Source organism: Bradyrhizobium sp. AS23.2 (assembly GCF_001908185.1).
Taxonomy (GTDB): Bacteria; Pseudomonadota; Alphaproteobacteria; order Rhizobiales; family Xanthobacteraceae; genus Bradyrhizobium.
Genome location: NZ_LGHM01000224.1, coordinates 1 through 20,771 on the forward strand (window position 1 = coordinate 1; position 20,771 = coordinate 20,771).

Annotated in this window: 22 protein-coding genes and 2 pseudogenes; 12 read left to right on the top strand and 12 right to left on the bottom strand. The window is 60.1% G+C overall.

Annotated features, from left to right (window positions below):
• Positions 1-594: 594 nt before the first annotated feature.
• Positions 595-1,095 (bottom strand): SRPBCC family protein, encoded by a 501-nt coding sequence (locus tag AC630_RS46440; RefSeq protein ID WP_208867100.1) that lies wholly within the window; start codon positions 1,093-1,095, stop codon positions 595-597.
• Between the two features lie 93 nt (positions 1,096-1,188).
• Complete coding sequence (locus AC630_RS37805; RefSeq protein ID WP_083636537.1) at positions 1,189-1,731, bottom strand: DUF992 domain-containing protein; 543 nt, start codon at positions 1,729-1,731, stop codon at positions 1,189-1,191.
• A 159-nt stretch (positions 1,732-1,890) separates the two neighbouring features.
• Here AC630_RS37805 and AC630_RS37810 point away from each other — a divergent pair, with 159 nt between their 5' ends.
• The 3 genes from AC630_RS37810 to AC630_RS37820 all read left to right on the top strand — a co-directional run bounded on the left by AC630_RS37810 (position 1,891) and on the right by AC630_RS37820 (position 3,847).
• The gene (locus AC630_RS37810; protein WP_283808482.1) at positions 1,891-2,745 is read left to right on the top strand and encodes a DUF2066 domain-containing protein; all 855 of its coding nucleotides are present in this window, start codon (positions 1,891-1,893) and stop codon (positions 2,743-2,745) included.
• 183 nt (positions 2,746-2,928) lie between these two features.
• Complete coding sequence (locus AC630_RS37815; RefSeq protein WP_502691585.1) at positions 2,929-3,282, top strand: thioesterase family protein; 354 nt, start codon at positions 2,929-2,931, stop codon at positions 3,280-3,282.
• A gap of 127 nt (positions 3,283-3,409) precedes the next feature.
• The gene (locus tag AC630_RS37820) at positions 3,410-3,847 is read left to right on the top strand and encodes a hypothetical protein (RefSeq protein ID WP_074123462.1); all 438 of its coding nucleotides are present in this window, start codon (positions 3,410-3,412) and stop codon (positions 3,845-3,847) included.
• Positions 3,848-4,501: 654 nt separating this feature from the next.
• On the opposite strand, the gene AC630_RS37830 is transcribed toward AC630_RS37820, so the two are convergent.
• On the bottom strand, positions 4,502-5,869 hold the full coding sequence (locus AC630_RS37830; RefSeq protein WP_074123464.1) for a phenylacetate--CoA ligase family protein: 1,368 nt from the start codon (positions 5,867-5,869) through the stop codon (positions 4,502-4,504).
• Between the two features lie 942 nt (positions 5,870-6,811).
• Between AC630_RS37830 and AC630_RS45950 the strand changes: the two genes are divergently transcribed.
• Positions 6,812-6,982 (top strand): hypothetical protein, encoded by a 171-nt coding sequence (locus AC630_RS45950; RefSeq protein ID WP_167561360.1) that lies wholly within the window; start codon positions 6,812-6,814, stop codon positions 6,980-6,982.
• Positions 6,983-7,274: 292 nt separating this feature from the next.
• On the opposite strand, the gene AC630_RS37835 is transcribed toward AC630_RS45950, so the two are convergent.
• Entirely contained in the window at positions 7,275-7,484 is a 210-nt protein-coding gene (locus AC630_RS37835) for a hypothetical protein (protein WP_143198624.1), read from the bottom strand.
• Between the two features lie 277 nt (positions 7,485-7,761).
• Between AC630_RS37835 and AC630_RS47955 the strand changes: the two are divergent.
• Positions 7,762-8,178, top strand: a pseudogene (locus tag AC630_RS47955) (recombinase family protein); the annotation flags it as partial.
• Between the two features lie 200 nt (positions 8,179-8,378).
• Here the strand turns inward: AC630_RS47955 and AC630_RS37845 are convergent.
• The gene (locus AC630_RS37845; RefSeq protein WP_027552794.1) at positions 8,379-8,738 is read right to left on the bottom strand and encodes an SPW repeat protein; all 360 of its coding nucleotides are present in this window, start codon (positions 8,736-8,738) and stop codon (positions 8,379-8,381) included.
• A gap of 612 nt (positions 8,739-9,350) precedes the next feature.
• Between AC630_RS37845 and AC630_RS37855 the strand changes: the two genes are divergently transcribed.
• Positions 9,351-9,533, top strand: a complete 183-nt coding sequence (locus AC630_RS37855; protein WP_074123468.1) for a hypothetical protein — start codon at positions 9,351-9,353, stop codon at positions 9,531-9,533.
• Between the two features lie 157 nt (positions 9,534-9,690).
• The gene (locus AC630_RS37860; RefSeq protein ID WP_074123469.1) at positions 9,691-9,954 is read left to right on the top strand and encodes a hypothetical protein; all 264 of its coding nucleotides are present in this window, start codon (positions 9,691-9,693) and stop codon (positions 9,952-9,954) included.
• Positions 9,955-10,029: 75 nt separating this feature from the next.
• Here the strand turns inward: AC630_RS37860 and AC630_RS44735 are convergent, their stop codons facing one another.
• From AC630_RS44735 to AC630_RS37880, 4 genes are all read right to left on the bottom strand, one after another.
• Entirely contained in the window at positions 10,030-10,281 is a 252-nt protein-coding gene (locus tag AC630_RS44735; RefSeq protein WP_074123470.1) for a hypothetical protein, read from the bottom strand.
• Positions 10,282-10,510: 229 nt separating this feature from the next.
• A complete protein-coding gene (locus tag AC630_RS37870; RefSeq protein ID WP_074123471.1) occupies positions 10,511-10,888 on the bottom strand; it encodes a hypothetical protein in 378 nt (125 codons plus the stop codon).
• A gap of 81 nt (positions 10,889-10,969) precedes the next feature.
• Positions 10,970-11,290 carry a YMGG-like glycine zipper-containing protein gene (locus tag AC630_RS47500; RefSeq protein ID WP_143198626.1) on the bottom strand — a complete coding sequence of 107 codons (321 nt, stop codon included), beginning with the start codon at positions 11,288-11,290 and terminating at the stop codon, positions 10,970-10,972.
• A gap of 233 nt (positions 11,291-11,523) precedes the next feature.
• Entirely contained in the window at positions 11,524-11,874 is a 351-nt protein-coding gene (locus AC630_RS37880; protein ID WP_074123472.1) for a hypothetical protein, read from the bottom strand.
• A gap of 438 nt (positions 11,875-12,312) precedes the next feature.
• Here AC630_RS37880 and AC630_RS37885 point away from each other — a divergent pair.
• Positions 12,313-13,723 (top strand): annotated as a pseudogene (locus tag AC630_RS37885) (IS1182 family transposase).
• A 166-nt stretch (positions 13,724-13,889) separates the two neighbouring features.
• Here AC630_RS37885 and AC630_RS37890 read toward each other — a convergent pair.
• Positions 13,890-15,398, bottom strand: coding sequence for an amidohydrolase family protein (locus tag AC630_RS37890; protein WP_074123473.1), 1,509 nt, complete (start codon positions 15,396-15,398; stop codon positions 13,890-13,892).
• Between the two features lie 653 nt (positions 15,399-16,051).
• Between AC630_RS37890 and AC630_RS37895 the strand changes: the two genes are divergently transcribed.
• From AC630_RS37895 to AC630_RS37905, 3 genes are all read left to right on the top strand, one after another.
• Positions 16,052-16,252: a DUF2905 domain-containing protein gene (locus tag AC630_RS37895; RefSeq protein ID WP_063707261.1), complete on the top strand. Its 201-nt coding sequence runs from the start codon at positions 16,052-16,054 to the stop codon at positions 16,250-16,252.
• A 289-nt stretch (positions 16,253-16,541) separates the two neighbouring features.
• Positions 16,542-17,057 carry a DUF1269 domain-containing protein gene (locus AC630_RS37900; protein ID WP_074123474.1) on the top strand — a complete coding sequence of 172 codons (516 nt, stop codon included), beginning with the start codon at positions 16,542-16,544 and terminating at the stop codon, positions 17,055-17,057.
• Positions 17,058-17,156: 99 nt separating this feature from the next.
• Positions 17,157-17,534: a hypothetical protein gene (locus AC630_RS37905; RefSeq protein WP_074123475.1), complete on the top strand. Its 378-nt coding sequence runs from the start codon at positions 17,157-17,159 to the stop codon at positions 17,532-17,534.
• Positions 17,535-17,927: 393 nt separating this feature from the next.
• Here the strand turns inward: AC630_RS37905 and AC630_RS44740 are convergent, their stop codons facing one another.
• A complete protein-coding gene (locus AC630_RS44740) occupies positions 17,928-18,464 on the bottom strand; it encodes a hypothetical protein (RefSeq protein ID WP_143198625.1) in 537 nt (178 codons plus the stop codon).
• A gap of 1,226 nt (positions 18,465-19,690) precedes the next feature.
• On the opposite strand from AC630_RS44740, the gene AC630_RS45955 reads away from it, so the two are divergent.
• The gene (locus AC630_RS45955) at positions 19,691-20,032 is read left to right on the top strand and encodes a styrene oxide isomerase (RefSeq protein ID WP_074123476.1); all 342 of its coding nucleotides are present in this window, start codon (positions 19,691-19,693) and stop codon (positions 20,030-20,032) included.
• 22 nt (positions 20,033-20,054) lie between these two features.
• On the opposite strand, the gene AC630_RS45960 is transcribed toward AC630_RS45955, so the two are convergent.
• Positions 20,055-20,201, bottom strand: a complete 147-nt coding sequence (locus tag AC630_RS45960; protein WP_167561361.1) for a hypothetical protein — start codon at positions 20,199-20,201, stop codon at positions 20,055-20,057.
• Positions 20,202-20,771: the final 570 nt, after the last annotated feature.

The window sequence follows — 20,771 nt, forward strand, 5'->3', positions numbered from 1 at the left end:
TTGGCCGGTCATTGGACGATCCGACGCGAGAACATCGGCCGCCTGCAATGATTGGCGACCACGGCCGCATGCCGACCTACCCGTTTGCACACAACCAAGACCCAAGTGAGACATCGCAGTCATCGGCCCAAAACTGCTGCTGGCTCGTGCCCCCGCGCGGTAACGCAGGTTGGCTCGTCAGTCGTTGAGGACTGCCAAGTGGACCCGGCGAAGGCGCTCGGAGTCGGCAACCACGTCGATTTCGATGATGCCTGCCCGCGCGATCGTGAAGCCGAGACCACACCGCGCCGTCCACGCGGGGCTACGACGACTCCCCACGGCTCCGTTCAGGAGCGGGCTGTGCGAACCAGCCACGTCCCGAGAAGATGAGCGCCTGGTCGGCCATGCCGGCGCGCGCCCCGGACCTCTCCATACGCCCCGGGGGCGCCGCACCCCGGTCAGTTCGAAACGACGTCCCGTTTTGCGGTTACGCGCCCCGCTCCAGCAGCTCCTTCAGCATTTGCTCGTTTCTCGGCAGCTGCCTTCGCACTTGCCGAAGGATGAGCGGAGCAAGCACCCTGGCGATCCCGTGGGCTTCTACTTCGAGGGCGATCGTTACGCGCGACCGCTTGCCGTCATCGAGTGGCTCAACTGTGCCTTTGGCAATCGCTGTGAGGGGCCGCCAACGCCGCGCACCGTCCACGTCCTCGGAGGATTCAGTTCGGTGATCTCCTCCGTCCTCTGCAACTTCCGCGGACCGACCCGCCGGGTCACCACGGCTTTCAGTGGGGCGTCACCTTCCCGGCGTGCCGACACGACGCCCCCCTGCCATTCGGGGAAATGCGAAAAGTCCGTCGCGTATACGAACACGTCTTCGGGGCGACGGGATATCTCAATGCTCTCTACGATCGTTGCCATCTGTTCCTCCTTTGCTCCGATCTCCTGCGGATGTCGCTGGGCCGAGGCGCTAAGCATCCGTCGCCGCGGGGCCGCCAGGTCGGAGGCGCGCCTGGTCAGCAAGGGTGTCGCAATAGCAAGTCCAGCGACGAAGAAAGCTTTTCCCGCCAGGAAGATCGTGAGTTCAACCTCCTCACTACCGGGAATGATCTCACTCAAATCCAAGGCTGCGGCCGGCCCGCTCGCGATGCAAACCGCGCGGGCCATCCCTTTCAGCAGGGCAGAGCCTCAATCACGCAGCGACGGACGCGCTTATCGCGCTGCCCGGAGCGTCATGTGCGAGACGCCGAGGGCAAGGCTGGCGCCAGACTGCCCCTGGATGGCCAGCGGTTGCAAGACAACCGCCCGGTCCGGTCCGCGGGCCAGCATATTGGTTCCCGGGCCAGCGGCACCGACGGTCACCCCGGCGGCGGCGCCTGAGTAGTCGCCGGCCAGCATGCCGGGACGCCCTCCAGCGGGGGCATAGACGGCCCAGCTCATGCGACCGCCCGACGTGGTCCCGATATTAAGGCCCAACGTATCCACGGTGCCGACATAGGCCTGGCGCGGTCCACGCCGCATCGAAGCATAGATGCAGTTTAGTTGTGTTTGCGACCCGACAACGACGCCAACAGTCGGGGACATGTTGCACGTGAGGGTGCCTACCCGCGCGCGGGCACTGTCCTGAGCCATTGCTGGCGTGGCGGCGAGGGCAACGGCTAAACCAGCCAATGCGTGTATCGGCCTGTTCATGATGCAAACCTCCTTGAGGGGGGACACCGCGAAAACGCGGTCAGCGTTCCAGTGTTCCACCATGTTCCGGCGGAGACGGCGCAAAGCGCCGCTGGCTCGCTATTTCTATTTAAGCGCCTTAGCGTACCCTGAACGCGCCCGATCCGCCCTGATGAGTATACGGCGGGCTTATCCTGTCGGAACTGCCGTCTCGTTGACGCCGGACAATCGGGAGAGGCGATCGTGCTTACTCGGCATTTGACAAAGCGATGTCCAAGTGTAGTCGCGGTCATCATCACGATATCGCTGATTGCTGCTTTGGCGAACTGGCCCAGCACGTTGGCAGCCGCCGCGGAGAACCTCTATCGTGCGCAGACAATCGTGACTGGACAGGGCGAAGCCAATCGCATCATCGGCTTCGCCGCTTGTCTCGAGGACGTCCTCATCAAGGCTACTGGGGCGCTCAATCTCGAGGGCGATCCTCGACTAAACGCGTACAAATCGCGCTCGGCTGATTTCGTTAGCGCCTATGGCTACCACGACCAGATGTCCGGCACGCCGAAGCGCGACGAGCAGGGTAGCCGCGACCGGCCGTACGATTTGATCGTCGATTTCGATGACAAGAAGATCAACGACGTTCTTGACTCGCTCGGCGTCAAGCCCTGGCTTTCGCGCCGCCCGATCCTCGGCGTTTTTGTCGAGATGGAGCAGGGCTCAAGACGATACATCGCCACATCGGATGCAAAGCAGTCCGACCTGCAACGGGACTCGCTCCTCGCGGCGGCCTTGAAGCGGGGCATGATGATCGTGCTGCCTGATGTCGCAGCATTGACGAAAGCGAACATTAATGCCGCAGAGCTCTTGACGACACCATCCTCGACATTGGCATCTGTGGCGGCCGAACGCGGGGGCGAAGTCGCCTTGGTCGGACGGCTAAAGTGGGAGGATTCTGAGCTCGGATGGGCGACGGAGTGGCGGATGGACTGGAATGGCCGGATCCACCGATGGCAGCTTCGCAGCGTCACGTTTGATGAAGCCTACCGCCGCGGCATCGGCGGCGCAGCTCAAATCCTCTCAGGCAACGGCGATCCGGGATAGGTGGTCGCGGCGATCTGCGCAATGTGCGGCGCATCAGTCCGGGTCTGGCCCAACTCTGACCTAGCCAGATGTCCACTTTTGTGCTGCTGTTGGGGGCGAAGCGGCCTACGCATCTATATTGAGCTCTAGGACGAATGAATGCGGTAGATTCCGTTGGGAGCCAGAGGAACATCGACATTGCGGGTGCAACCCGAGCATCTTGCCGACCGATTCAAGGACGCCATATTGCCGCAAGTGCTTGCGACGCCCGTGATGATTTTGATCATGGAAAACGCCGCGCTCAATGCCATCAGACCGTTTTTGGATGCAGGTGAAAGCGCGGTCGGCACTGCAGTGGATGTACAACACTCCGCCGCCACGCCTGTAGGCCGCGAGGTGTGCGCGACGGCCGAGGTAGTCAACGTCGAGGGAAAACGAGTTGACTTCAATGTGTCTGCAAGCGACGGCATAGAGGAGATCGGCAGCGGAACCCACCAACGAATTGTGATCGATCTTCGTTCGTTCAACGAGCGCCTTGCCAAAAAGAGGCTTCCATGATCGGGCGCTGTGGCCGTCAGTCATGATTGGCGTCACGGCCCCGCGTGCCGAACCTGCTCATGAAGGAGCGGTAGCGCCTTGCGATCGGAAAGGGGCAAATCGGGTGCGACCAGAAGGCGAGAATAGCGTGACTGCTCAGTGGCAGTATCAGGTTAGGTTCGATGTGAACGATTCGGCTACGGCGGAATCGGCACGCCGAAAACTCCTTCATCCGGCACTGGCGCCGCTGTTCGATATCCTCGCCGAGCATCGCGCTGCGCTGAAATGCCAGTTCGACGCCTTTGCGGAGTATGTCGCCGCAGCAGAAGAGCACGGCGTCGAAAACTATCCGCTCTACCAGTGGACGAAGGCGACGATCGAGAATCCGGCGAAGAAGGAAAAGTATTTGAAATCCTTTACGCTCTACGTGGACGACCGGGAGGTCTATGCCAAGGAGATTGCTGACGCGCTGGAGGCGGACTTGCAACCGCTCGCCACTAGCGGGCTCATCACGCGAATATCCAAGTACGATACCAATCCCGCCAACAATCCTCAGTCGCCGCAGCGCCCCCGCGAGCGGCCCTAGCCCATCCGCGAGAGCGAGCTCGATACCCGCTCCTGGCCCGTGCTGACCAACCCCAATACTTGTCTGCCCGCCTGCTTTCAGGGGTAGATCGGACGTGGCCAGCGACGCAGCGAGCTCGACGCGAATGACCCTAGAAGGGCATCGGTCATCGGGGCAGTCTTTTGAAATCATCAAAGCGAAGACGTTCGACAAGGGGGGCTCGGACATCCGTCGGAGTCCCTCGCTTGGATCTCGTGGCAGAAATAAAGAGGGCGACACCTTTACTTGATGCCAACAGGGCACCCTTGTCTCGATGCCCTTGGTAATAGTATCGTCGGTGATTTCGACAAATGCGCGTCTGAGCATCACACCGGGCCCGAAGCTCGCGGCGAGATTGGATGGGTCGACCAGTTCCACGCTGGTCTGATCGTTCGGATCGCGAAACCGCACCAGCACCGGAAAATCTTCGAGCGGCAACTCACCCGTAGGCTTCAACCGCTTCACCTCGTCGAGATAAGCGGCGGACGGTGGATGACGTAGGCCCCAGAAGGCGCGCGCGGGGCATCGCCCGTCGTTCACCTGTAGCTGTGATCTGATGAGACTATATGCGCGCGTTCACTTTGGGTTCAATGGAAAGATACGAGTGTAGCCGTTTAGCAGCAGCGCCCTAAGCTCTCAGTCTTCAAGCGCCAGTGGGATTACGGTACGGTACTTTCCGGCGGAAGATGGAACTGGCGGTTCGGCGGCCAACTCAACAGACACGTGACCAAGCCCATGCTCATTCAACAGCTTGGTCAATTCGGAATGCACCGTCCGCCAAACCCGGTTTAGGTCAGCGTCGGCTGCGGGATGGAGGCGAACGCGCAATTGTGTTGGCGCAGTCTGCACTATCTGAAACAACTCCACACCGGGTACATGATCGATCTCAAGCGCGAGCGGTGGCACTGCGACTGTCTCTCCGCGTTCGGTTGGAAACGTGAGGATGTCGGCAGCGCGGCCCCGCACGCGGATCGCCGGAAGCGGGTTGCCGCAAGGACACGGATCAGGTCGTTGCAGGATGCGGTCGCCTAGATCGTAGCGGAGGATCGGCTGCACGCGATTGGCGAGGTTGCTCACGAGGACCGTATGTGATTCCTCGCCAGGCGGAACCGGCCGATAGCTCGCATCGACGGGTTCGAGAACCACCCAATCGCTGTTGACATGATGCCAACCGTGTTCACAGCCGATGGCCATGAATAGGCATTCCGTCGCGACGTAAACGGTCCAGACCTTGGCGTGGAACGCCCTTGCGATCCGGTCGTATCCGTCCTGCGAACGCGCTTCCGAAGTCGGAAGAACCAGCATCGGCTGGATATGCAGGCGACCGGCATCCTGCTCGGCGGCCAATAGTGCCATGACGCTGGCGTATCCGATGAGCAGAGCCGGGCGGAACCGATTGAGTTCGGCGACCAGATTGCGCAACGGCGCCTGCGCCGGAAGCGCCCGTAATCGTTGGGCTGACCATTTTGTGCGGATTGCAACAAAGCTGGTTGCGCCGATGTAATGGCCCTCCATCGCCAGCACCGACGCCGCGCGGCCGCCGCGGACGAGGAGACGAAACATGTCGCTGGCGCTAAGCCAGCCCATTATCATGCGCAGCGAAAAAGCGAGTGTGACCGTCCAACTGCGTGTGTCCAACAGAAATATTCCAGGTGTCCCGGTGCTGCCCGACGTGGTTGCCACGGAATACTTGCCAAGGAGTCGTTGCCCGATCAGATCAGGGTTATCGACGAACCCTTGCACAGCCGCGAAACTAACCTCGCGGTCGGTGACCCAATCGTCAAAATGACGCATTAGCTCTTGCTTATTGGCCACCGGCAGCACGGACGAACTCTCAATCCGTTCCGGTAGACCCTGGTAGAGTTCGCGATAATAGCGCGAGTTGGCGCGAGCGAAGGCGACTGCCTCGCCAAGCCGAGAGCGTTGTCGCTGCGCGATGGCATTGAGACCTTGCCTTCTTGCGCAGTGCGCATCGAGCAATACCGATGAGATGCTTTCGCTCATGATAAGTGACCCCACAGCAGGCGAGCGCGTGGCGATGACATTCACGTCGCACCACCGCGCAAGCGGCTCGCGAAGGCTTACAGGATCATCAGACGAAAACGGCCGATAACTAACCAACCGCGCCCACCTCGCGGCGCAAGCGCTTGCGCCACGTGGGGCGCGGAGGTTGATGCTCGCTTTCTCTGGCCGCTAGGACGCTGGCACTGTCGGCGCTGACCCCGTCGGGCACTGGCACTGTCGCCTCAGGTCCTATGGCGCTCGTGGCGCGAGAGACCGTCTCGATCAACCTGCCCCTCATCTAGACCCGCGCAGGCAGTGGACCCAACTCACGACTAGGTGAAAGGCGAGATCGGCTTGGGCCTTGATCTGCCTAACCGGACAACGGGCGTCGCGCTATTGGTCTATTGTGCCTGCATCGAAGCCCGGCGTCGTATTAAGGCGCCCGGCAGGATCGAGCGGGCGCTTCGCGAAAGACTCTGCTCTGCCTACGGATCTCGGCGGCGAGGAGGTCAGCGACAGGCCTCGCCGCTCGAAGCCGAAGAAGCCACTTCCTCCCAAGCTGAGCGAAGAAGGCTGCCCGTAGAGTGATCATACGAATGCGTCAAGCGCGGGTGATGTGCAGGGTCGGGCTGGTCCAGCGCGTTCACTTACTCCGACAACCCGATCAGGTATCGGATTACGACGAATGTCCCCGCGCCAACGAAAGCGGTCAGGCCCACGGAGAACAGAACCCTCAAAAGGTGAGCTTGCTTGGTGCTCAAGTGGAATCCCCCGCATCGTTCGTCTGCCGTTGGCAACAGAGCGCGGCATTGCAGTGAGAAGATGGCGGGCGTGGGTCTCCGGTCCCAACGAGTCCTCAGACAGAGGCCCGCCGGTTCACGCTGGCGGGCCATCTTATGGCGGGATAGGAGGGCCAGACTGCGTTAGCCGCTGGAGAGGGACTTGAGCGCCGGTGCAAAGCGGCGGTCAATGGAAGCGCTGATCCTGGTGACCTTGATGCGGAAAGCAGAGGCGCGGCTAAATATCGACGGATACGTCCTTATGCTGTGCATCCGATGCGACGGCCTGGAAAAAGTTGGATGCGTCGCACTTGAGCAGATGGCGGCCGACTGATGGACTTTCCCTATATCTACCGCTGGGATCGGCATGGTCGGAAAGGACAATTCTGCCGCGTCCTAGCGCGTGGAAAGATGAATAGCTGCTGCGTCGAATTCGAGGACGGCTACAAGATGATCACCAGCCGCAACGCGCTAGGTGCGCGGAGGCAACTGAGACACTGAGCGAGTTGCTTCGCAAATTCAGGCTTGCAGATTTTTTCCGCGCCGCCCGTTTAGTGCACCAGAAGGGGCGCGGCCGGACATCCGGCCGCGCCGATTGTTTTGACCGTCCCCTCCCGAGGCAGGCCTTAGGCCGCCCTTCTGATGCCGCCTTCTCTGACATCGCTCGTCGGTTTGATCTCGCCTACAAGCTCCGCGCCATGATAGACGCGCACCTTCTCGTCGGGCGCGAAGGGCCAGACCTTTTCGCGCGCAACACTTACTGCGGCTTCAAGCGTCGGCTTGACGCGGTACTCGAAATTTCGCGCCTTAACCGTGTAGGTGGCGGCCTTGGTCATGATTGGCATCCATCAATGTACGCCCCGGCGTCGGACAATCAGCTGCGAGTCAATTCGTTCCGCGAAAGTTTATTACTCTGCGTGATTTTTTCGCGCATCACGCGGGCACACAGTCAGGAAATCGGCACCCCGCAGCGATCGGGTATACGCATCTGCGCCTTCGGATTTTTTTTAACGGACCAGCAGGACTGCGATGGCGGAGGCGAACCCCAGCACTAGTATGCTGGCAGCTGTTACCGCGACCAAGTCGATCGAGTTGTGGTGAAGGTGAAGGCGCATGGCGACCTCCCGCGCGTTGGCGACCTATCAATTCGGCAATCGCCAAAACAGTTCCCTCGGGCAGGTCGTCGGCAGCTCGCTCTACCTTTCATTCCAAAAGTCGGGACTCAACGAGAAGCGCTCCGGCAAGTCACTAGACGGCAGGCCGGAGTTCAAGCCTCTCATGCGCGCCCTGACGCCCGGCGACGTAGTCGTGGTGACTCGCCTCGATCGGCTGGCGCGCTCCAGCCGTGACCTGCAGAACATCGTTCATGACCTGCAGGAAGCTGGTTGCGGCTTTACCAGCTTGGCTAAGTCGTGGTGCGACACCACCAGCCCGGCGGGCAAGTTGCTAGTGACCATCCTCGGCGGGATCAGCGAATTCGAGCGATCACTGATCCTTGCCCGCACCGAGGCCGGCATCGCCAAGGCCCGCAAGCAAGGCAAGCGGTTCGGTCGACCCTCCGCCCTTGATGCAGGCCAGCGCCAGAAGATCGCCGAGTGCTATGCTGCAGGCGAGACAATGGCCGCGCTGGCAGAAGAATACGAAGTGGGCGAGGCCACGATCTGGCGGGCCCTGCAACCGGCACTGTCGTTCCGCGGCCGGGCTCCGACACCGGCAAGCGCAAAGGCCTCTCAGCGGCCAGTGGTCAGCCGCGGCGGGATCTGGGACATCATCCAGAGCTCGATCGCAGCCAGGATCGCGACCGCCGCGCCGATTACCACATGCACCGTCATCGCGGTGGTTCCCTGGAAGCCCAATACCCAGGGCGAAACCAGCGCCCACAAACCGACGACGAGGTTAAGCCACTCCTCCCACACCGCGAATGCCGCCAGCGCCGCGATTGCGAGGATCGCGATGGCGATGCCGGTGATATAGGCGTTGGTGGAGACCGTTCCGGCGTCGAAGCCGAACATCCAGGGCGAAACGAACAGAATCGCGCCAAGGATCAGGTTTGCGACGTCGCACAATTTTGCGTTCGTCCAGTTCGCCATCCAGTTCTCCATGACACCCTCCATTGGAAGGTTTACACGCTAATCAACCGTAAGTTCGCCGCGCTGGTTCCATCGCGGCCCGCGGCATAATGGCAAGGGACAATCCCCGCGAGGCCGCCAACTGAGGTGGCCTTACTCTTCCGCGAGTTTCGTTTCGATGTAGGCATTTACGGATTCAGCGAAGGAACGCTGCACGCCAACCACAGCATTATACTGGGCCAGAACGTCTTGCTGGATAAGCCTTAGGCCGCTCTTGCGAGCGCCCGAGGGCGTAACTTCCAGGTATTCGTTGATGGCCCTCTCAGCCAGTGGAATTGCGTTTGGGTCTCCCTTGGCGATCGGCCGCCGCAGGATCCCCTGACAAGTATCCAAGTGGGGCATACCGTGAATATGCGCCCGGATTCGCGAAATTCAACTTCAGACACCGGGGGTTCGATACGGACAGTTTCCCGTTGTCGACGAGCCGCCAACCTCGGCCGCTCGTTCGTTTTGCAGAACGGTCCCACGACGATTTCGAAACGAGACGACCCCTAATTTGCGGGTAATGCTTGCCGACAACAGCCGCGCCACCTTGCACGACCCTGCGGCATCAAAGACAAGCGCAGGAGCAAAATGACCTTCGATCCTGAGGAGATCGTCACATTGTACGGGCAGGGCCAAACGACGCTTCGAACCGCTGTTCAGCGGGTCGTGGCCCAGAAGCTACACGGCTTGGACGCCACGATATTCAGGGAAGCTCAGCCGTCGCTTCTCGACCATGAGCAGATAGCGAAGCTCGCCGCAGAGTGGAGCTAGCGGCCGGTCTTTCCTGTGGACCACAGCGCTAGGCAGCATCGACTCAGACATACTCCGACGGTGCGCGACTCCTCTCCCGGTCGCGCGCTGGGACCTTTAAGCCCCGGCCCAGCTCCCTTGGCTGTGGCTCTCTTTCGATCAACGCTATCGCTCCCCCATGAACCTTGATCGTTACGCCGGAACGGCCAGCGCTGCGGGCCTCGTACTGCTAATCATCACTTGGTTAGGCCTGTGGGGCCCGCTCCATTCGACGTGGACGGATATCGGTGAGTTCATCAAAGTGCTTGGGTCGATCGCGACTGGAGGTGCGGCCGTCACCGGTGCGGTTGTGGCATGGCGCGGACTGGAAAAGTGGCGCGCCGAGACGGCCTGCATCAACAAGAACCATACGCCATTCCTGCGGGAAACCGGCGCGCTGTAGCCGCGCGCTGATCGTCCCCAAAAACGAAAGGAGGCCGCCAACTGAGGCGGCCTCTTGCGCGTGTCCTTTATGCTATTAGCGCTTGAGCTTACCGGGCGCGTAGCCTGAGCCTCCCGGAGATCCGGTTACGGGTCCATTGGACTGCATCTGATGGCCGGGGGAATAGCCTGAAGCGCCGGTAGAGCCCGTGACGGGGCCGTTGCTCTGGAACGAATGGCCCGGCGAGAAGCTGGAGGCGCCTCCGCCAAAGCTGCCAACCGGTCCACGCGCATGGGCCGCCGAAGTGACAGCGACCAACGCAGCCGCGACTACGAACACCTTTTTCATTTGATCCACCCTTTCTCTCTTTGATCGGCTGCCAACGATTCAGCAGCCGATCCCGGATCGGGAAAAAGTAGAAATCGGATGGCGTGTTCAAAGTAAGACGCAGTCTGGTCTTTGGCGCGAATGCGTCAAAGCTCGAACGATCTTATTCGAGATTGCGATCTCATATCCTGACAGCAAGCTTACATGGGAACCTTGTGCCCCAGCTTTACCTATCGAACAGCGCGTGACTCTAGCGATGAAGCGAGCATGCGCGTGGATCACGATGCTCTCGACGCCGCACGTTGTTCGCGGCTCGTTGCTCGTTGTCATCCTCCCGACCGCGGCGCCAACCGTAACCGTCCCAACGTGGACCGTAATAGCCATAGTTATAGCGGTACCGATAACGCTCTTGCCACTCGTCGGCATCATCATAGCGTCGATAGTAGCCGTAGGGACGGTAATAGTCCCGCTGGTGCCAGCAGCGCCCCGATTCGTTGCAGACCCAGCGAACCTGCTCGACGTTCAACGTTGGTGCGGTCGAGCGCGAGATTGGCATGGCGTCGGCACTACTCGCGGCAAGGGCGGCGAACGCCGCGGAAGAGAGTACAATGGCAATCGGCTTTCCCATCGGAGTCTCCATGGCTGCATTCGTGGGCAGAGTGTGGCGCGGGCGGCGCCGCCGTGGCTGGGGACGCCTTGCCGACCGGTGTCAGTACCGGCCTTGGTAATAGCGCGCGTCACATTCAGCGACATAGATCCTGCCGTCGGGAGCGCGGTAGCGGCACATTTCCCGCCCAGACGGTGGTGGGTTGGTAGAGTCGGCTACGGCCGCGCCAAGCAGGGCGCCGGCACCAGCACCAAGAATGGTGCTACCCGCATTCCGGCCGATAGCTTGACCAACGAGCGCTCCACCGACAGCGCCCACGGCGGCGCCGGTCGCGGCCCGCTGCTGCTGTTGAGTTTGTGCGCAGCCCGCGAGCGAAATACAAATGGCTAAGATACTAGCCGCAGAAATCTTTGGAATATTCACGCGCGTGAGCCTCTTTGCGTTGATTGTGATGAAGAAGATGGTCCCAGCGACTGACCTGGTGGAATGACGAACCATCGTGGCCGCGTTCGGGCCGTAAGAGGGTGCTATCACGACCACCACCGCGTGGCCGGCTGTCATGCTGATCGGGCCAACACAAAGGCCCGCCGGCGGTCGGGGCGCTGCTTTTGCAGCACCCTCTGTTGATCCGGCGGGCCTTCTTCCGCGCTGGCGGATTAGTCCTCGTCGTCGTCCCAACCCGAAACGCTGCGGTAATCGTGGTTGCAATGGCGATATCGATGTTGAGGCGCGTAATAGCCATCATCATAGCCGCTGTAGTCGCGGCTGTACGTCGAATATCCGCTGTAGTAGCGACGAGGGGCTGGATAGCTGTAGGACGGATAGGACTCGTAACCTTGCGCTTCCGACGCCAGTGCGCCGCCGACGAGAGCCCCGACGACCAAACCGCCGATAAGCGCCGCGTTGCGGCCGTCGTGTGCTTGAGCTGGTGCGGATCCGGTGAACAGCGTTGCGGCGACGGCAAGCGCGGCGACGCTGCTTGAAAGAGCTTTCTTGAGCGAACCCATTGTCCCCTCCATGTGGTGATCGCGTTCTACATCGCGCGCTTTGAAGGAAGGCTGAACCTGCCGTTGTCGCCCGTTCATCTAAGAGAGTGGCTGGCCGTTCTTGAGTTTGACGCCGCCGCGCGTTGATCGACCTCGAACCCAAGAATTGTCGTGAGAAAGACGTCGTCTCGCGCGAACATTACCGCAGAGCGGATAACGGCTGCGCCAGGGAATGTTGTCCCAAGCTCAGAGGGGTTGGCGGCCGGGCCGCTATCGGCTCACACAGCAACTGACACAACGCCCGAGCCCGTGTCCACTTTCGCTTGGTTGCCCTGAGTTGTTGCGCCGCTACCAGCAAGGTTGAGCTATGCTGAAACACTTGCTCCTTGAAGTCATTGGTCACGTATCCGGTCTCAGCGATGCGCAGCTTGAACAAATTGAGCGGTCGTTGTCGGCAAGGTGCGGACCCCGCATCCTCTTCACCCTTGCCTCGACGATTTCATTGACGAGAGCAACCCTGTTCGCGTGATCGACGTGTTGGTCGACACGCTCGATTTGGCCGAGATGGGCTTCGAAGGGGTGGAGCCGGCGACGACCGGTCGGCCGTCGTACCACCCCTCGGTTCTCCTGAAGCTTTACATTTACGGCCATCTGAACCGGGTGCAGTCGAGCCGACGGCTGGAGCGCGAGGCCGGACGCAATGTCGAGGTCATGTGGCTGCTGGGTCGGCTCACTCCTGATCACAAGACGATCGCGGACTTCCGCAAGGACAACGGCCTGGCGCTACGCAAGGTGTGCGCGCGCTTCGTCGAACTCTGCCGTGAGATGGGGCTTCTCACGACGGCGAGCGTCGCCATCGATGGCAGCAAGTTCAAAGCCGTGAACAACCGGGACAAGAACTTCACACGGGCGAAGGTGCAGCGGCAGCGTGCCCAACTGGAGGAGAGCGTCGCGCGCTATCTGAGCCAGCTTGACACAGCCGACCGACAGGAGCCGACGGAGGCACTGGCTGCGAAGGTGACAAGGCTCAGCGAGAAGCTGACGAAGCTGAAGGAGGAAATGGGCAAGCTTGCCGTATACGAGAAGCAGATGCTTGCTTCGCCCGATCAGCAGATCTCTCTGACCGATCCTGACAGTCGTTCGATCGCAACGAGCGGCCGCGGCTCCGGCATCGTCGGCTACAACGTGCAAGTCGCCGTCGACACCGAGCACCATCTGATTGTGACACACGAGGTCACGAACAGCGGTTCGGATCGGGCACAACTGGCTAACATGGCCAAGCAGACGAAGGCCGTTCTAAAGACCGAGACGCTTGAGGCTGTGGCCGATCGCGGCTACTTCAGCGGCCCGGAGATCCTCGCGTGCCATGAGGCCGGCATCACCGTGACTCTGCCCAAGCCGCTGACGTCGGGCGCCAAGGCGGAGGGGCGCTTCGGCAAGCAGGACTTTGCTTATCTGCCGGGGGAGGACGTCTATCGCTGTCCAGCCGGGGAGCGATTGCCCTATCGCTATACAAACGAAGAAGACGGCAAGATGCTGCGGCGATACTGGACCTCAGCCTGTCAAAATTGTTCGCTCAAATCGCAATGCACAACCGGGCCAGAGCGGCGAATTACCCGGTGGGAGCATGAGCATCTGCTCGAAGCTGTGCAGCAGCGCCCAGACGCCAGCCCAGAAACGATGCGCCAGCGTCGAGAAACAGTCGAGCATCCATTCGGTACGATGAAGGCCCGCATGGGCGACACACTTCCTCACCAAAACGCTCTCAAAAGTAGCGGCCGAGATGGCCCTCGCCGTCCTGGCCTACAATCTGACACGGGTCATGAACATCATCGGAACCAAGCGGCTGATCGCTGCGATCGCGGCCTGAGACGTCCTCGGCACCTGACTCTCAGAACCGACCTCCCGTGAGACCGTTTTTACACGGCCAAGACCCGAAGCTGAAGTTGGATTTATCGACCAATATCCCTGACTCAGCGGCCGCACGTTCGCTGCGCCGGCGAAGCTTGGCCGCTCCGCCGCCGCAACCATTGGCACTAGTCGGCGCGAACGTAGCCGTAGCGGAGGTTCGAGGGCTGCTGCGCGGCTTGCGTGTACTCGTTCTTGAGCGAAGCGAGGCGGTCCTCGGAAAAGGCCGGCATCCTGGTGTTCTCGGCCGCTTTCAGCTTGATCTTGTAGAACCTGGTTGCGTTGCCCGCGAAGATGAGTTGCTTAACGGCGCTGTTGGCATCGCCGAGCGATGCAAAGCCGTACTTCTTCTGCATGTCCTCGGGGATTTCGAGCCGGCGCAGCGCCTCGATCTGCCACTGCGGTGAACCGTACCAGACCGAGTCGGTACCCCACATGACGTGGTCGACGCCCATGCCCTTGATCAGCGTGCCGACGAGCGCGGCGCAGAATTTGGGATGCGCGACCGCCGAGTTCGCAAAGGACGTGCCGAGCTCGGCATAGACATTGGTGACGCCGAATTTCCGCGGGACTTCCGCGAGATCCGAGGCCCACTGGATGCGGCCGGTCTGCTCGAACTCGGCCCACGCCTTGTCCGGCAGTTCGAGGAACGCGCGCAGCGCCGAGTGATAGATCACGAAGTTCATCTGGGGCCAATCCTTGGCGGCCTTTCCGATGTCCCAGGCCGTTGCGTATTCCCACACGCCGGCGAATGACTTCTCGTAATCGGGCGGCAGCAGCCCCTTGTGGATGCACAGCGTGTTGATGCCGGCCTTCACCGCCTTCTCGTAGAACGGATACATCAGCTGCTCGTCGTCGAGCCGCCACGGGAACTTCGAGGGCGCCAGCGGATCGCCGATCGTGTAGGACTTCCAGGAATCCGGCTTGTAGACTTCGATCGCCTTGTCGACCTCGTCCATCCAGCCGGGCTGCTTGGGGGTGATGACGCTGTGCGCTAGCAGGCGGCGCGAGCCGGCGAAGTCGTTGATCATCTCGCGCGCCTTGACGATCTGCGCGTTCGATAGGAGCCACCAGCTCGGATCGTCGAACGGCGCACCGCTCAGGAGCGCCATGTTGGTGTCGCTGTCGTAGTAGATTTCTTTCACATAGTTCTGGAACTTGTAGCGGGCGAGTGAGGTGACGCCCTCCTCCTTCATCCTGGGATTCCAGTGCTGGCTCGCAAAATCCGCCAGCCCGAGGAGCTCCTTGTGGTCGAAATCGTCGCGCACGAAATGGGTCTGGACGTCGAAGACGAACTGATCGGCGAGGCTTTGCGCGCGCGCCAGCATCCGCTCGGGCTCGCGGGCCTCGGCCGGTGCGACCTGGAAAACATTGCCATAGATGTCGTTCATGGCGAGGAACGCAGCCGCCATGCCGCAGCTCGTGTGCAGGAACTGCCGGCGGCTCAGGCCAAGATGTTTGCCGTTCACGTCGGCGAGCTCGTTGATCCGCGCCTCGACCTTCTTCTGGGTCGCGCTTTGTGGGGGCGGCAGATATTCGCCGTTGGAAACAATCTGAGTGGGAATCGGTGTTGCCGCCGATGCCGCCTCCGCGCCCGCGACAAGACGCTGCTCTCGGTCACTAAGCCACGTGCTCATTGTTCTCCTCCTCTTTGGGTCGACAGTGCTGATCGGTGCGCGCGAGGCTGGCGCATTTGGCCACTCCCGATCAGTTAGGTGGATGAACTACGCATACCCATCCTATTCAGCTACGCGCGAGGCCATCATACTCGCCTCACGCCCAGGCGAGTCTCTTCGTCGCTTCATCCTGCGAGAGTGCAGACACAGCTGAAAAATGACTTGCGGTAGTGGCGCTTCTCCGCTGAATTCAAGGCTCAAACCTCGATTGGCGCAAGCGACGTTATCGGACAGGCTCACTGCCGCATTGCGACTGGGCAGGTCTGCCGGCATAACGTCGCTGTTTGGCCCTTCGCGACATTTTGCACCGCCACGCATCCTCGGTCGCTATTGGGGAGCATAGCGGAAATCGATAGGCCGACGTCTATTGCAGAGGGCGACGCTCGTGGGCCCGAAGCGGCGGTCGGAGGAGGTCTGCTATTGCGGCGCTGTTGGGGGATAAGCAGACATCTGGCGAAGCGACCGAAAATGACGCGAATGACCCGAAGCGCCGCGAAATTCATGAGCAAGCCTTGCAGCGTCGCGGGGACCATCCCTAGCTAAAGGGAGGCCGGGATCCGGGGTAGAAAAGTGTCGGCTCGCGGCGGTCGAACGCTAGGTTGATGAAGGTTAGGATGTCCCGCACACTCATCATCTTCGGGCTGGTCCTCCTCGCCGCCGGGGTCGTCTGGCCCTTTATCGGCAGGCTTGGGCTCGGTCGGCTTCCCGGCGACATCGCTATCGAGCGGCCGGGCTTTTCCTTCTACTTTCCACTGATGACCTCGCTCATCATCAGCGTGGTGCTGAGCGTAATCTTCTGGCTGGTGAATCGGTAGCAATATGCGAGCCTTGGGAGCGACTGGGATAAGCGGACTGATCGATCGCACAGTGCCGGGAGCAGTCGGCTACATTCAGTCGCGCTCTGGCTGAGCGGAACTAAGACAAACGCGGGCGACGTACTCACGGCGCTTGAGCTTGGTGACCGCAATAGAAGGAACTCTACAGGCGCTGTTTGCGTCGCCGTCGGACCTCAGCGTCACGCGCTTTCGCGTGAGAGATTGACGTAGATCAAGACCGGCGACAGTCATTTGGCCTGCAATTCGGGCTTCCAAGAGGAGAACTACCATGAGTGACCTGGTCGTGATTGCGTTTCCCACGGAAGCAAAGGCTGAAGAAGTTCGCCAGAAACTGCTGGCGATGCAGAAAGAGTACCTGATTGAGCTTGGCGACGCGGTGGTCGCGGTAAAGGATGCTCAAGGTCACATCAAACTTAACCAGCTAATCAACACCACAGCTGCGGGTGCAGTTTCGGGCACTTTTTGGGGAGCGCTTATCGGCCTGATCTTTCTGATGCCGCTGGTGGGCGCCGCCCTCGGTGCGGCATCCGGCACCCTTGGCGGATATCTGACCGATGTCGGCATCGACGACAAATGGATGAAGGAAACCGCTGCCGCTATTCAACCCGGAACCGCTGCACTCTTTGTGTTGGTGCGTAAGGTGACAGCCGACAAAGTGCTTGAAGGTCTCAAGGGCGAAGGCGGTGCGGTGTTAAAAACTTCGCTCGACCACACCAAGGAAGCGGCGCTTCAAGCGGCATTGGCTAGTGTCCAGGCAACCGTTCCTCCCTCGCCGTCAGTTTGAAGGCCGCGCTCGTCTGCTGCGGCCCCCTCAATAGGGTAGGCGCATGGCGGGGGCCTGAGGAGAGATGTCCGTAAACTGGCAACACTGCGGAGAAGCGCAATGCAGTTGTCAAAGGTCGCGGCGTTGGCGCTTATCGCTGGCGGTCCAAGCCTGCCGTCTGTGTCTTTGGCGCGGCCCGTCTCTGAATGCTCAATTTCAGGGACGCTAGCGGATTGGGGCGAGAATTCGATGGCCGACATTGACCTCGCATCCGGGGAAAGTTGCCAATTCCCAATCAGGATGCGCGGCACTGTGAATGGCTCGGACATCTCTCAAAAACCGACACACGGTAAGCTGAAAAGGCTCAATCAGTCTACGTTCGAATACAAAGCGAAGACCAAATACAAGGGAAGCGATACTTTTGCCATCAAGGCAACGGGGCAGGGGCCGACGGCTTCTGGCACGTCGGTAATCACTGTGCACGCGACGATCAAATAGCGTTCCTCGCATCCATTGCCTGCGTTTGGAGGCGGCATAACCTATTCGATCGCGAGTGTTGTCGCGATATTGCTGGCGAGTTTCCCTGGCGTCGCGAGCGCGCAGGTGGACTTAGGCACGATACCTTGCGGACCAGCACGCACCAACGGTTACATCGGTCTGAGCCGCATCTATCAGGGACAATCGGACATTGCCCCCGGCAAAGCACGCGCAGTCAGACGCGGCGCGCTACCGCAAAGTAAAGCGGCGTTTGACTGCCGGCCTGTCACTTCCGAACTTCGCCAGTAAACAGACATCCAGAGTCGGCACGTCTCGATCGCCGGAATGCTGTCTCCAGAGTTCAATTATCGTCGTCTCTAAGTGCGCTCACCCTCAACGACGAATACCGCTTTGTCACCGCATCTCGGATCGGGACTTTGAATTATGAGCGCTTAAGGGCTCAAAGCTTGCTATCAGTTTAGCTTGCGTCTGCTTTACCCCTTCCTTCAGGATGTCCAGTAGAGACAATCTACTGACTGCAGGTGAAGCTGGCACCTTGTCGGGCGTTGCAGGGTCGAGGTTCGCCTTCGGCGGTACTCGATGGGCGACGACTTTTCTCGAAGGCTCTTGCTTTGCCGGATTCTGTCTCTTCGACACCTCGCTAACTGGCGTAGGGGGCACCACCTTGGAGGCGTGGTCGACAGCTGTAACGGCTTCTTGTGGCCATCGTTCGACAAACTCCACCATGGAGGGTGGAGGAACGGTCGTTGGCAAGCTGGTATCGATAATCACCCGCTCAGGGAACCGTTCGGCCGACGCTATCCTGATGACCGGTCCATTGTCGGTACTGCCAAGAGGTTCCCTGACTGGTTGCGGGAAACACCAGCCTAGTCCGATCAGTAACAAGACCAGAGCGCTGCCGACGAGACTGAAATACCTAATCAACGGCATGGGTGGGCTCCCGTTCGAGGCCACCTTGACACCCGACTCTTAGGCGATCGCTAAAGACAGTCTAACAATGAAAACATGGTTATCCCCTTCAATCTGAACGTCGTGCTGGACCGTCATTCGTCCGGCGTCGACGAGGATGATGTGCTGGACTGTTGGCATGTACCAATAGAACGTGTGCTTGAGACCCTCGTCGCGAGGCTACAATCCGGGCGACACTACCTCAATCACGACGATCGGGTCGTCGAAGTGGGTCCAGTCTCCGACCGGACCGCGGCGATTGCACCATCCGCAAGCGAAAGATCTGGCACCGCGACAGCGGCGCCGGCGGCGCGAGCGCGACAACGTCCAATGTGGGAGATTATTGTGACCTAGAATTCCGGCCCTGAGACGTGGCCGTTGTTTTCGAGCGGCAGTGGCTGGGTACGCAAACGACGCCGCTCGAAACAGTTGCTTCGGCGACGGACTGTTTCTTGGGTTGGAAACTAATCGCGATCAAGTACAGGATCGCAATTAAGCATGCGGTCGCAAGAGCAGTAACTGCCACGCGTACCGCACCTTGCAGCAACAATTGTCTAAGCGCCCGCAACATTGTCTCTCGTCCAAGCAAGCCCGCCCGTGCTTAGCCGGTAATCCTTAATCGATTGCCCGCCCAGGGAAGGATGGAACTGCCGATCAATAGCTCAATGCCCCGAGATCCGATCATTTACTTGACGGGCTTCGTTGCGCCCCGCCGTTTTGCAGACGGGCCACGCGAACAGTCGCTTCTACTCTCTGCAGTGTATGCGCGAATTTAGATCTTAGGCGTTGCTCATGTGCCTGGTCTCTTGGTGCTGATAGAAATGCGACCTCTACAAGGAAGTGATTGAGAAGCGACACGACAACGACATCTTCGGAATGCTGCGAGCGCAAAGCCATGAGCTTGCGGCGCATTTCGAACAGGTCTAGCGTTGCATCATCACGATCTGGCAGTGTCTTCAAAATAGAACTCGTAGAAACGATAGAAGCGAAGCCGACGCGCCGAGTATGATGGCGCGACGACTTCGCCATGGTGGGCCCCGACGGGGGCAATGTCCGGTGCTGTTGAAAGTAGCCGCACCGAACGCAGCCGCAATCGAGCTCGTGAATTAAGCTTGATAGCGAGGCTGCAGGTTAATTCTGGAACTAGGCGTGTTGATCAAGGGCCTTAGCCTCCCGTACATTGGCTCCGAAGCTGGTGAGGGCAGAACATGAAAGCAATCGATCGGCGCCTATTGTGGCACGGGATGCTTCTGTTTCTGCTAGGGTTACTCACGGGTCTTGCGGAGCAGAACTTTTCAAATATCAGGATGGGGCTTGCAGCTCATCTTGAGGGGCTTATGAACGGGATATTCCTGTTGGCGCTCGGGGGCTGCTGGGCCCAGGTTCGGCTCTCGGACGCGTTCAAGCGAGCAGCATACATAATCGTGCTGGCAGGGACTTACGGCAACTGGTTTACGACTACGCTCGCAGCCGCCCTAGGCACGGCTGCGCTTTCGCCCATTACGGCTGTAGGTCACAGCGCGCCCACCACGATCACAAGCATGGCGTAGATAGTACTGCGGCCGATACGGTTCATTCTAGAACCTCATATTCGAATGCCACCCCTTCCGGATCGTTCTCCTCGAACCATGTCTCTGCGGCATCCTGGCTGGCGAACATTTTGATGTGGTCCTTATCGCCGACATGCTTGCGGGTGTTGACGTAGACGAAGACTGTCATAGTTCTCGCTCCATCGCAGGATGGTCAAATCGCTAAAGTTCAATGAACATTCACCGGGCGTTCATGAACCTTTATCCGCTACGGCGAGTTCTTATTGATGAGGCAGGTTTACGGATGGGGACCGATCAATGAAGCGCCTCCGGTTCAAACCAAAGTCCTCGCTGAAGGTACGGCTTGCTATAGAAGCCCGGCAGTTGAGCGACGAAGTCGAGACCTTCCCACCCGGGCACAAACGAGACAGTCAGCTTAGGAAGTCCCGACAGACCAAAGTTGCGTCCGACATAGTCGAGTGGCTGATATCACCCGGTAGGTGATCCTGCCGCTCGCCGCGGTGGCCGCAAAGACTGGCTACATCAGCGGATGGACGGCAGAGGATGATCTCCGGATCAGGCCAGGCGAGCGTGTACGGCAGCCTTCCGGTGGGGCGATTAAATCGATAACGCGGCCCGCTCCGCACCACGCCTAATTCGGCCCGGCGACCCTCCCGTCATCGATAGAGGCTGCAAGGCCGTGGGCGATCAGCTTTCGATTTGCTTCACCGTCGAGATCGGCCATCGACCCTCATGCCCC

Coding starts and splice junctions, on each gene's coding strand:
- AC630_RS37805 (WP_083636537.1), bottom strand. CDS start 1,731: ATGGTGGAACACTGGAACGCTGACCGCGTTTTCGCGGTGTCCCCCCTC.
- AC630_RS37830 (WP_074123464.1), bottom strand. CDS start 5,869: ATGAGCGAAAGCATCTCATCGGTATTGCTCGATGCGCACTGCGCAAGA.
- AC630_RS37835 (WP_143198624.1), bottom strand. CDS start 7,484: ATGACCAAGGCCGCCACCTACACGGTTAAGGCGCGAAATTTCGAGTAC.
- AC630_RS37845 (WP_027552794.1), bottom strand. CDS start 8,738: ATGGCGAACTGGACGAACGCAAAATTGTGCGACGTCGCAAACCTGATC.
- AC630_RS37855 (WP_074123468.1), top strand. CDS start 9,351: ATGACCTTCGATCCTGAGGAGATCGTCACATTGTACGGGCAGGGCCAA.
- AC630_RS37860 (WP_074123469.1), top strand. CDS start 9,691: ATGAACCTTGATCGTTACGCCGGAACGGCCAGCGCTGCGGGCCTCGTA.
- AC630_RS44735 (WP_074123470.1), bottom strand. CDS start 10,281: ATGAAAAAGGTGTTCGTAGTCGCGGCTGCGTTGGTCGCTGTCACTTCG.
- AC630_RS37870 (WP_074123471.1), bottom strand. CDS start 10,888: ATGGGAAAGCCGATTGCCATTGTACTCTCTTCCGCGGCGTTCGCCGCC.
- AC630_RS37880 (WP_074123472.1), bottom strand. CDS start 11,874: ATGGGTTCGCTCAAGAAAGCTCTTTCAAGCAGCGTCGCCGCGCTTGCC.
- AC630_RS37890 (WP_074123473.1), bottom strand. CDS start 15,398: ATGAGCACGTGGCTTAGTGACCGAGAGCAGCGTCTTGTCGCGGGCGCG.
- AC630_RS37895 (WP_063707261.1), top strand. CDS start 16,052: ATGTCCCGCACACTCATCATCTTCGGGCTGGTCCTCCTCGCCGCCGGG.
- AC630_RS37900 (WP_074123474.1), top strand. CDS start 16,542: ATGAGTGACCTGGTCGTGATTGCGTTTCCCACGGAAGCAAAGGCTGAA.
- AC630_RS37905 (WP_074123475.1), top strand. CDS start 17,157: ATGCAGTTGTCAAAGGTCGCGGCGTTGGCGCTTATCGCTGGCGGTCCA.
- AC630_RS44740 (WP_143198625.1), bottom strand. CDS start 18,464: ATGCCGTTGATTAGGTATTTCAGTCTCGTCGGCAGCGCTCTGGTCTTG.
- AC630_RS45955 (WP_074123476.1), top strand. CDS start 19,691: ATGAAAGCAATCGATCGGCGCCTATTGTGGCACGGGATGCTTCTGTTT.
- AC630_RS45960 (WP_167561361.1), bottom strand. CDS start 20,201: ATGACAGTCTTCGTCTACGTCAACACCCGCAAGCATGTCGGCGATAAG.